Here is a 10,908-nt window from a genome sequence, read left to right as displayed (position 1 = left end):
CAGCAGCCAAGAGGGTATCGGCGCGCATGGTCATGGGCGTCGAGCCCGCATGGGCGTCGCGCCCGGTCACGGTCGCTTCGTACCAGCGCATGCCCTGTACACCGGTTACCGAGCCGATCACGTAATCTTCGGCCTCGAGGATAGGTCCCTGCTCGATATGCAACTCGAAATACGCCGCGACCGGGTGATCGCCGCATTGCTGCTCGCCGCGATAGGCGATGGCGTCCAGCGCATCGCCAAACCGTTCTCCGGCGCGATCACGCTTGTCGAGCACCTCTTCCTCCGTGAACGCCCCTGCAAAGGCGCCTGAGCACATCATGGGGGGCGAAAACCGCGACCCTTCCTCATTGGTCCAGTTGATCAGTTCGATGGGGTGGCGGGTAACGTGACCCGATTCGCGCAGGGCGCGCAGCACGGCCAGCCCACCCAGAACCCCCAGGATGCCGTCGAACTTGCCGCCCGTGGGCTGGGTGTCGAGATGGCTCCCCATGGTGATGGGGGGCAGGGTCGGATCCTGCCCTTCCAGACGGGCGAACATGTTGCCCAGGCGATCGATGGTCATGGTGCAGCCCAGAGCCGTACAGGCCGAGGCAAACCAGTCGCGCACCTGGCGGTCTTCTTCTGTCAGGGTCAGGCGCTTGATCCCGCCCTTTTCCGTACCGCCAAAACGGGCTGTCTCCATCAGATCGGCCCAAAGGGCACGGCCATCGATACGGATATTGCTCATGAGGCGGGGAGTCCTTTCAGGCGGAGAGACGATGCGGATTGAGAGGATGCTCCAACCAAGTCATCTCGCCGTCAACAGGCTGCGGCGCCATGGTGATGCACTCATCCACCGGGCAGACATGGGCGCAGAGATTGCAGCCCACGCATTCCTCTTCAATCACGCTGTATTCGCGACGGTTCGGTCCGGTGCTCTTGGCGATAGCCTGATGCGACGTGTCCTCGCAGGCAATATGGCACAGGCCGCACCCGACGCAGCTTTCCTGGTCGATCTGCGCGATGGTGCGGAACTTCATGTTGAGCTGGTTCCAGGGCACGAAGCGCGACACGGCCCGCCCGCTCAGATCGGGCAGCGTTGCGTATTCCTTGCTGTCCATCCAGTTCGAAAGTCCGTCGATCATATCTTCGACGATGCGGAACCCGTAATGCATGGCGGCCGTGCAGACCTGTAGCGCGCTCGACCCCATGGCGAGGAATTCGGCGGAGTCCCGCCAGTTGCTGATGCCCCCCATGCCCGAAATAGGTATTCCTGCCATCTCGGGATCACGGGCAATCTCGCCGATCATGCGCAGCGCGATGGGCTTGACCGCTGGGCCGCAATAGCCGCCATGCGTGCCCTTGCCGCCCACGACCGGCATGGGGGCCATGGCGTCCAGATCGACCCCGATGACCGACTGGATGGTGTTGATGAGCGAGACCGCATCGGCACCGCCGCGTCGTGCGGCTCGGGCGGGCATGAGAATATTGGTGACATTGGGGGTGAGCTTGACGATGACCGGCATGCGCGTGTTCTGCTTGCACCAGCGCGTGACCATCTCGACATATTCGGGCACCTGCCCCACGGCAGAGCCCATATTGCGCTCGGACATGCCATGCGGGCAGCCGAAATTCAGCTCGATCCCGTCCGCCCCCGTCTCCTCGATGAGCGGTAATATGGCCTTCCATCGATGTTCCTCGCACGGCACCATGAGGCTGACGATGAGCGCCCGATCCGGAAAATCGCGCTTCACGCGCTTGATCTCCGCAATATTGGTCGCGAGCGGTCGGTCGGATATCAGTTCGATGTTATTGAGCCCCATCAGGCGCTTGCCTTCGAACTGGAGCGCGCCATAGCGCGAGCTGAGATTAACCACAGGAGGGTCCTCTCCCAGGGTTTTCCAGACCACACCGCCCCATCCCGCCTCATAGGCGCGGCGGACGTTATATTCTTTGTCGGTTGGCGGGGCAGAGGCCAGCCAGAAAGGATTGGGAGAGGTAATCCCGGCGAAATTGGTGCGCAGATCGGCCATGATCAGGGGGCTCCCGTGCCGGAAAGGGAAAATGCGGTAAGGGTCAGGTCGTCATGAATGGCTTTGGCGGCCTCACGCCCGTCGCGTACGGCCGCCACGGTCAGATCCTCGCCCGCCGTGCAATCGCCACCGGCATAGACGCCCGCCAGAGTGGTGCGGCCCTTCTCATCGACTACCAGACGCCCGTTCTCGACAAGGATCTGGTCCCGGGCGATCGGATCGGGAATGAAGACCTGACCAATGGCCTTGAGTACCATATCGGCGCCAAGCGTGAACTCGGCAGGGGGCGCCAGAGGAGGCGTTCCGGAGAGGGGCGGGGGATCGGTGCGCCTGAAGGTCACGCCTGTCAGCGCCCCTGCCGCAGTTTCAAGGCGTATGGGGGCTGCCCACAGGCGTAGCGTCACCCCATTTGTCTGTGCCCAGTCGCGTTCGACCTCGGTTGCGGACATGGTGGCCTCGCCACGACGATAGACAAGGGTGACCTCTTCCGCACCGAGTCTCTTGGCCTGCACTGCGGCATCAATGGCCGTATTGCCCCCGCCGATCACGACGACGCGTCGTCCCACCGGGGTTGTAGCCAGCGGATGGGAGCGCAGATATTCGATGAAGGCCACCGCATCCTGCACGCCGTGGATCGACTCATCCGGTAGGCCAAGGGCGCGCACGCCCGAGAGGCCGATCGCCAGAAACACCGCATCATGCTCCTGACGTAACGTGGCGAGGCTGACAGTCTCACCCAGAGTGGTCCCGCCACGATAGGTGATGCCGCCTATGGCGAAGAGGAAATCGATCTCCTTCTGGGCGAAATCATCGGCCAGCTTATAGGCGGCAACGCCATATTCATTGAGCCCGCCGGGACGCGTATGGCGGTCATAAAGCGTGACGTCATGCCCGAGCATGGCCAGTCGGTGCGCGCAGGCAAGCCCGGCAGGGCCGGCGCCCATGACGGCCACATGACGGCCGGTAGGGGCTGCCCGTTTGAAGGGATGGGCGGGCTGCGCCATTTGCCAGTCGGTCGCGAAACGCTGCAACGCGCCGATACGCACGGGCTTGTGCGTTTCGATAGCGGTATGAACGCATTTCTGCTCGCATAATATCTCGGTCGGGCAGACACGCGCGCATGACCCGCCGAGGATATTCGATTGCAGGATGGTCCGGGCAGCGCCCGCCGTGTTTTTTGAGGCGATTGCCTTGATGAAACGCGGGATGTCGATGTCGGTGGGGCAGGCCTCGATACAGGGTGCATCATAACAATAGAAGCAGCGATCGGCCTCCAGCGCCGCCTGCTCGGCGGTCAGACCTGGATGTGCATCGGCAAAGTTTCTGGCCAGCATGTCATCACTCAGGCGTCCACAGGCAATATCGGGCGGCATGGGATAATCCGATTCTGTTTGTTCCGTAAAACGAACGTTACGATCAGATCTGGCGGTGCTGCAAGTGTATTTTGACCATATGTTCAGGTTTTATCGTGCGGATGAAATCCCCCCGCCCGGACGCTTTAGAACCCGGTCGAAAGTGATACCGAAATGGCAAAGGTTGGCTGGATGGTATAGAGTGGCGACGACCCGGCGATGCTCGTGCCGTAGATACCCCGTAAGGTTCTGGCATTCGAGGTAAAGGCGTAGACGGCATTACGATAGATCGAGCCGATCATGTTCTGCATGTTGATCTGCACCTGCGGGGAGTGCAGGAACCCCGTCCGGTGCAGTCGATAGCCCAGCGTCACGTTGTTGTTGATATAGCCGGGCATTTTCTCGTCATTGACGAGTGTCGCATATTGCGCCCCGATATATTTGAGCCCGAGATTGGCGAAAAAGCTGCCATCATCCCAGTCCAGCCCGAGCGCCGCCTGATATTTCGGCGCAGAGACGGCCCGCTTGCCCCGCGTCGGCAGAAGATCGCCATCGATCGGGATATTGTTATCGATCCGCGCATCGAGATACTCAAAGCTCGCATAGGGCCGCAGATGGTGCAGGATGGGCCGTGTGCCGATTTGCAGATCGACACCGCGTGAGGTCTGACCGCCGGCATTCATGGTCATGGGGGTGAGCGCACCATTGACGTAGCTGTTGAGCGCCAGTTGGCGATTGGTGAAATTGTAATTGAAGAAGGATATCTCGCCCACGATCAGGTCGTCATGATAGCGATAACCAAGTTCCTCTTCGATGGAATATTCGGGTTTGACGGTCGAGGGCGCGGTCTGCAGCGACCCTCCGGCGGGGCTGTAGAGCTCGAAAAGCGTGCTGTTATTGGTGGTGCGAAAATTGGTTACACCCAATACGTAGAGCTCGGAATGCTTGTCCAGCACATAGCGTGCGCTCACCTGTGGCAGAGGCTCGAAGATATTCTGTCCCCGCCGGTTATCCGACACCGGGACATAGCTGTCTATCCCGCGTGAAACCATGGCAGCGCGCAACCCTGCCTTGAGTTCCAGCCTGTCGCGCAGGAGCGAGATCCTGTCGCCCAGATAGAGCATGTTGATCTGGGTAAAGCTGTTATAGTCAGAGGCGTACCATTTCTTGCCCGATGACGTGCGATAGATCAGCGGGCCGTAATCGCCGTAGATATTCTCCGGTCCGCCATCGACGGGGTTGATGCGCGATACAGGTGTCGCCTGGTTCATGCGCGACCATTCATACCACCAGCCGAAGGTGAGGGTGTTCTTCCCGGCCGTCCAGTCGAGTGAGGCATTGTTGCCCGCGCGATGATAGCTGTAATAATTGGGTGTGTAGATGAGTTGTGAGGTCGTGCTGCTGATGCGCCCGTCACCATTCAGATCAACACTGACCGGTGAGGACCCCGAATAGGTCGCGCCCTCGGTTGCCAGCGCCGCACCGCCGATAGAGCCAGATCCCCACCACAGATAGGGCGTGTCATGAAAATGCAGCCCATGGCCCATGTCGAGCTCGGTCGGTGCAGAGGTCACCAGATTCTGGAACGCATCCAGCGCATAGAGATGATAGCCGAGCCCATCCTTGTAGGAGCGTGAGAGGTCATTGCCTGCACCATAACGGGCGAATTCCGACGCCGTGGGCCAGCGGCTGAATTGCAGCGTATTGTCATTATAGCTCATGACCAGCGAGGTATGGCTGTGCTGGGCAATATCCTTGACCAGCTTGAAATCGATATGCTTGCGCATATTGGTGCCGGGCCCACGCCAGTTATTGGCGCGCGTATAGGAAAACGAGGCGAAGGCGCGTACGCCGCTATGACCGATATCGCCGGTATCGGCGCGTATCAGACCCCGCGCCAGATTATACGTGCCATAGGTCATGTTCACATAGCCTTCGCGGTGATGCGAAGGATCGCGGAGATTGGCATAAGCACTGCCTGCCGCCGCCGCAACGGTCGGAGTAGAGAGATCCACAGAACCAGGCATGAGCGAGACCTGCTGCAGGTTATCGCCATCCGACGTCTGATTGGCATAAAACCCGCCCGAGCCGATATCGCTGACCGGCACCCCCTCGTAAATCCAGCCGATCTGATCGCCCGGCAGGCCACGTAGATACATATTGCCCCCCACGATGCCATAGGGGTCCATGAGGGCGACATAGGCTGAGGGCTCGAGTGCCAGAACCTGCACCGGATTGGCTGTGGGCGATTGTTTGGCAATGAAATCACGGGTGACGGTCTGGATCGCGCCAGCGCGTGTCTCACGACGAATCAGCCCGCCACCTGCCTGCTGCCCGGTCACACCATTCGATGTCTTGTGGGAAGGGGCGGCTACCGTGATCTCTTCCGGTTTTCGCGGCTGAGGAGCCTTCGCGCGGGGCGCTTTCGAGGAATGAGGTAGTGTCAGGGGGGCCGCAGATACATACGGTATCGAAACGAAAAGAGGAGCAAGAAGCAAGCCAAGGCGACGGGAAACCATATCATCTCCGCAATATTTCGATTCCGTACGTAATGCAGCCTATCCATAAGCTGCCCGAATGGACAAGAATTTTCTGGCGTGCGCCGATGGGTGACCCGTCCCGTGTTTTTGCGTCGGGTCCCGAAATCGGGAATGCTGGATGGCGTGGGTACGCCTTCCGGGAGGAGACATGATGCAGATGATCGGGCTGATTGGCGGGATGAGCTGGGAAAGCTCGGCCATGTATTATCGTTTGCTCAATGAGGGTGTACGCGCCCGGTTGGGTCCGGCGGCTTCAGCACGCTGCCTGCTCTGGTCATTCGACTTTGCGGAGATCAAGGCGCTTCAGCATCGCGGCGCATGGAGCGAATCGACGCGCTTGATGATTGGCGCGGCGCGTCATCTCGAAAATGCGGGGGCCGAACATATTGTGATCTGCACAAACACCATGCACCGCATGGCTGACGAGATTCAGGCGGCTCTCTCCATTCCACTCCTGCATATTGCTGACCCAATAGCGCAATCAATCAGGGCAGCGGGGCTGACGCGGATCGGATTGCTCGGTACCGCCTTCACGATGGAGCAGGATTTCTACAAGGGGCGTCTGCGGCGGCAATATGGGCTCGACGTTCTCGTACCGGATGACGCTGATCGTCAGAGCGTACATCGCATTATCTATGATGAACTCGTAGCCGGTGAGATCCGTCCGGAATCCCGCGCCCTCTACCGGGATATCATGGCGCGCCTTGTCGCGCGTGGTGCCGAGGGAATCATCCTGGGCTGCACCGAAATCATGCTTCTGGTCAGCCCCGAAGATGCGGAAGTCCCGCTTTTTGATACGACAGCCCTGCATGTCCAGGCCGCTGTGGAGGCCATGATTGGCCCGCCCCGATGAAGATCGGGAAGATGCTTTTCCCGATGGAGCGGCACGAGGCGCGATAGTGACACCTCGCTGAGACATGACGCCTGATCACATCAGGCGCAGCGATCATAACTCATAGCGGAGCGGCATCTTGGCCTCCTGTTATCGCACAAAGAGTCGATGCAGGGGCGTCCGGGCTCGTCTACTGGACAGGGAGCCCCATTTCCTGCGCGGCGTCACGCCTGCGGTTCGGGGCGACATGCTCTTCAGCGCCCTCCCAGACGTTGTTGATAGTGGGCGAGAACCGGGGCAGCGCCATGGTCGGAAAATACTTTCGAGAGTCCTGAGGCTGCTCTGGCGGCGGCCCGTTCCGCACGCGATATTAGAGCCGCTTCATACTCTTGCAGCGACGCGACGCCATTCCCCTCTGTCAGGGTATTTGCAAGATCGAGTGCATCGGCCAGAGCCAGATTCACGCCTTCACCGCTGAATGGAGACATCAGATGCGCCGCATCGCCCAACAACGTGACTGCGGGTGCCGGGGTCCATCTTGCGCCGATTGGCATTGCATAAAGCGGGCGAATTCCGAGGAAGTCACCTTCAGCAAGAAGCCGCCGCAGATCGGGTGACCATGAAGAAAAACTCCGTGCCATATGCGCCCGGGCTGCCTCTGGAGAGCCATCGCGCATGGCCAGAGCCGCCTTCTCTGCCAGGCGCATACCCGCGTAGAAGCGGATATGCCCCCCGCTGTTGCGCTGCAAGATCAGGGCACGGTTATTGCCCACTGCGAACATCTTGCCATGCCCGACCAGGGCGGCTGCACGGGGGTCACGCTTCTCCTCAAAGCCGAGTTCAAGGAAAACGATGCCCTCGTAAACCGGCTGGATCTTGGTGAGAAAAGGGCGGACACGAGACCAGGCTCCGTCTGCGCCGATCACAACATCATAGAGCTGAGGCCCATTTGTGCACAGCACCGAGATTTTCTCCCCTGCGGAGACGATTCCGTTGACGCGCTGACCCCAGTGCACGACGCCGGGCTCCAGCGATTCCAGCAGGATACGGCGCAGATCTCCTCGGTCGATCTCGGGACGGTTGGCGTCCCGGCCATCATGCTCGAAAATCAGACGCCCGGTTTCGTCATAGAGCCGATCGCCCTGATCCTCATGGCGCGCACAGGCCATGAAGGCGTCTTCTAGACCGGCTGCCCGCATGGCTCTCTGACCCGTTTCGTCGTGCAGGTCGAGCGATCCGCCCTGCAGCCTCTCCGCCGCATGGGCATCGCGTTCGAGAACCGTCACGCGCATCCCCTGTCGCTGGAGCAGGCAGGCGAGCAGCAGCCCGCCCGGTCCGCCGCCGACGATTCCGATATGTCTGTGCATTGTCTCCGGCGCCTCTCCAATTTACATAGGAGACTATATAGAAGAAACATAGGACACTATGCAATGAGCGTTACTCCCTGGAATCCGCTCGATCACGCGGGGCATTATCTCAGTCGCATCGGGCGTGGCCTGACGCGGATTGGTGATGCGCGGCTTCGACCGCTCGGTCTCGCAACGGCGCAACTGCCGGTGCTTTCAATGCTGCAGAACGGGGAGCGGCGGACGCAGAAGGAACTGGCGACCCTTGCAAAGGTCGAGCAGCCAACCATGGCGCAATTGCTGGCGCGAATGGAGCGCGATGGGCTGGTTCGTCGCGAGCCCGATCCAGAGGACCGTCGCAGCAGTCTCGTTTCGTTGACTGATCTGGCGCTCAAGCGGTTGCCTGCAGGACGCGAGGTCCTGCGTCAGGGCAATGCTGACATGACGACAGGCCTGACGGCAGAGGAAAAAAAGACACTCATCGCCCTGTTGCAGCGTGTGCTCGAGAATATCGAGGCACTCTGAGCGCCCGACAGGGGCCAGAAATCGTCGGATAATCCGGAAATATCTTTTTCAGGCTTAAATCATGGGCGCCCTGATTCTAATCTGGGCAGTATGGATATCAGCGGTCTTGACCTGAACCTCCTCAAGGCTTTCGAGGCGCTTTACATCGAGCGCCATGTGACCCGTGCCGGCGTCCGTATCGGGCTCAGTCAATCCGCGATGAGTGGAGCATTGACGCGATTGCGCGATCTGTTTGGCGACGAGCTTTTCATTCGAACCCCAGCCGCCATGCAGCCCACGAGGCGTGCTCAGGAACTCGCCTTACCCATAGGCCGCGCGCTCGATCTGCTGCGTGAGGGGCTGGGCATGGAAACGCAGGAGCCTGCGCAGTACGATGCTACGCTGACTCTTGCCATGACCGATTATGCTGCCTTTGTGCTGTTGCCGGGGCTTATCGCGCGGCTGGGTGCTCAGGCACCCCGGGTTAGCCTGCACGTACACGGCATGTTCGGCCGGGAGGAGGCCATTACCCTGCTCGATCAGGGTGAGGCCGATCTGGCGATCGGTTTCCCCGTAGAAGCTTCTTCCCGCCTGGTATCTCACCCCCTGATGCAGGAGGGTTTTTCCTGTATGGCGCGCCGCGGTCATCCGGCTTTCCGTCAGGGGGCGGATCTTGCAGCGTATATTGGCGCGCCTCATCTGCTCGTGTCGCCTGAGGGAGACCGAAGCGGGCTTGTCGATCGCTTGCTCGCCGAGCGTGGCCTGGCGCGCCACGTTGCACTGAGCCTGCCCCAATTCCTCGTCGCACCCTTCGTGATTGCCGAAACCGATCTCATCGCCACCCTCTCCACGCGTGTGGCACGACGTTTTGCGGGCGGAGAAAACGGGTTGGGACTGTTCGAACCGCCCTTGCCATTGCCGGAATGGACGCTTTCCATGATGTGGCATCGGCGCACGGAAAATCACGCGGTGCTCCGCTGGCTGCGTGCGCAACTGGTCGATCTCGCGAAGGTGCTCTGACATCATCGAGCGGGCCGATAACGGCTTATCAGAACTCTCCATTTCCAATCCGCTCTGCGCGCCGCTTCACTTGCTTCAGGAAACAGCAAGGCGAAGCACAGCATGAACATCATGATAACAGGCGCAACAGGACTGATTGGCGGGGCGGTTGCCCGCGCGCTCAAGGCACAGGGGCATGGTATCCTCGCTCTGGCACGGAATGAAGGAGCGGCCGAGAAGGCAAGGGCACAGGGTTTCGACATTGTCGCCGGCGATTTGGCAGACACGGCGTTGCTCCATTCTGTGACGCAAAGGGCCGATGCCGTTATTCATGCGGCGTCTTCCCACGACCAGAGAGCGGCGGATCTCGATCGTCGCGCCACCCATGCGTTGCTCGATGCCCTTCGGGGAACTGGCAAGCGGCTGATCTATACCAGTGGCTGTCTGGTATACGGCGCGACGGGAGACAAAGCCGCTACTGAGGAAACGGCATGCAATCCACTGCCGATGGTGGCATGGCGTGAGACGCTGGAGCGCGAGATCAGGGCTGAACAGGATGTGCATGGAGTGATCATCCGACCGGGCTGGGTTTATGGCTATGGCGGTGGGACGGCCATGATGCTGCTGGCTGAGGCCCGCAATGAGGGCGCCGCACGCGTCATAGGCACCGGTGATAATCGCTGGAGCTGCGTTCATACCGAGGATCTTGCCCGGCTTTATGCACGGGCCCTTACTCATGCGCCTGCCGGGTCGGTTTATAACGGCGTCAATGGTGCGCCTGTCAGTCTCATGGAAATTGCTCAGGCGGCAAGCCGGGCAGGGGGAGCCCAAGGGCGGGTCACGTTCTGGCCGATTGAGGAGGCCCGCCAAAGCCTGCGTGGCTTTGCCGATGCGATAGCCTGCGATCAGGTCATTTCCGGCGGAAAGGCCCAGGCGGAGCTCGGCTGGCGACCGGTCATGGGCACGATCCTGCAGGAATTCGAGGCGATCACGTCGGGGAATTACCGTGATGCATGAAGCTGCGCGGTACCTCTTCATTGTCGCCATGATGGGTGCAGGTCTGGTCAATCTTCTAGGTCGGGACACCTTGCGTGCGCAGTTTGTGCGATGGGGTTACCCCGGATGGTGGTGTCGCGTAACCGGAGCGCTTGAATGGGTCTGTGTCGGGCTCATGATCTTTCCGCAAATGCAGATGGCGGGGCAGGTTCTGGCGGTCATGATTCTTTTGGCGGTTCTGATCACGCTGCTGCGCTGGCGCGCATTTTCCCATATGCCCGCTTTTGGCCTGTTTCTGGCGCTCCTGGCTCTAGGGTGGTCCTGAGG

At 60.4% G+C, this 10,908-nt stretch carries 10 protein-coding genes; 5 read left to right on the top strand and 5 right to left on the bottom strand.

The genetic code is table 11. The features are described 5' to 3' along the window. The 4 genes from C0V97_RS15775 to C0V97_RS15760 all read right to left on the bottom strand — a co-directional run. The coding region (locus tag C0V97_RS15775; protein ID WP_148114946.1) for a Zn-dependent hydrolase at nt 1–727 on the bottom strand (727 nt) is incomplete at its 3' end. A gap of 16 nt (nt 728–743) precedes the next feature. Further along, nucleotides 744–2,012 carry an NAD-dependent dihydropyrimidine dehydrogenase subunit PreA gene (preA, locus tag C0V97_RS15770; protein WP_127103515.1) on the bottom strand — a complete coding sequence of 423 codons (1,269 nt, stop codon included), beginning with the start codon at nt 2,010–2,012 and terminating at the stop codon, nt 744–746. Nucleotides 2,013–2,014: 2 nt separating this feature from the next. Then, nucleotides 2,015–3,385 (bottom strand): NAD(P)-dependent oxidoreductase, encoded by a 1,371-nt coding sequence (locus tag C0V97_RS15765; RefSeq protein ID WP_127103514.1) that lies wholly within the window; start codon nt 3,383–3,385, stop codon nt 2,015–2,017. A gap of 125 nt (nt 3,386–3,510) precedes the next feature. Further along, the gene (locus C0V97_RS15760) at nt 3,511–5,883 is read right to left on the bottom strand and encodes a TonB-dependent receptor (protein ID WP_127103513.1); all 2,373 of its coding nucleotides are present in this window, start codon (nt 5,881–5,883) and stop codon (nt 3,511–3,513) included. Nucleotides 5,884–6,052: 169 nt separating this feature from the next. On the opposite strand from C0V97_RS15760, the gene C0V97_RS15755 reads away from it, so the two are divergent. Beyond that, entirely contained in the window at nt 6,053–6,757 is a 705-nt protein-coding gene (locus C0V97_RS15755; RefSeq protein WP_233582220.1) for an aspartate/glutamate racemase family protein, read from the top strand. Between the two features lie 233 nt (nt 6,758–6,990). Here C0V97_RS15755 and C0V97_RS15750 read toward each other — a convergent pair whose 3' ends face one another. Beyond that, nucleotides 6,991–8,103: an NAD(P)/FAD-dependent oxidoreductase gene (locus C0V97_RS15750; RefSeq protein WP_127103512.1), complete on the bottom strand. Its 1,113-nt coding sequence runs from the start codon at nt 8,101–8,103 to the stop codon at nt 6,991–6,993. A gap of 63 nt (nt 8,104–8,166) precedes the next feature. Here C0V97_RS15750 and C0V97_RS15745 point away from each other — a divergent pair, with 63 nt between their 5' ends. The 4 genes from C0V97_RS15745 to C0V97_RS15730 all read left to right on the top strand — a co-directional run bounded on the left by C0V97_RS15745 (nt 8,167) and on the right by C0V97_RS15730 (nt 10,906). After that, a complete protein-coding gene (locus C0V97_RS15745; protein WP_127103511.1) occupies nt 8,167–8,607 on the top strand; it encodes a MarR family winged helix-turn-helix transcriptional regulator in 441 nt (146 codons plus the stop codon). Nucleotides 8,608–8,697: 90 nt separating this feature from the next. Further along, nucleotides 8,698–9,606 carry a LysR family transcriptional regulator gene (locus C0V97_RS15740; RefSeq protein ID WP_127103510.1) on the top strand — a complete coding sequence of 303 codons (909 nt, stop codon included), beginning with the start codon at nt 8,698–8,700 and terminating at the stop codon, nt 9,604–9,606. A gap of 102 nt (nt 9,607–9,708) precedes the next feature. Continuing rightward, entirely contained in the window at nt 9,709–10,602 is an 894-nt protein-coding gene (locus tag C0V97_RS15735) for an NAD-dependent epimerase/dehydratase family protein (protein WP_127103509.1), read from the top strand. Beyond that, nucleotides 10,595–10,906 (top strand): DoxX family protein, encoded by a 312-nt coding sequence (locus tag C0V97_RS15730; protein ID WP_158625451.1) that lies wholly within the window; start codon nt 10,595–10,597, stop codon nt 10,904–10,906. The genes C0V97_RS15735 and C0V97_RS15730 overlap by 8 nt, the downstream gene beginning before the upstream one ends. The last annotated feature ends 2 nt before the right edge of the window (nt 10,907–10,908 follow it).

This window comes from Asaia sp. W19 (assembly GCF_003994335.1).
GTDB lineage: Bacteria > Pseudomonadota > Alphaproteobacteria > Acetobacterales > Acetobacteraceae > Asaia.
Note: the sequence above shows the minus strand (reverse complement) of the source record. Positions and strands in the feature narration are given on the sequence as shown.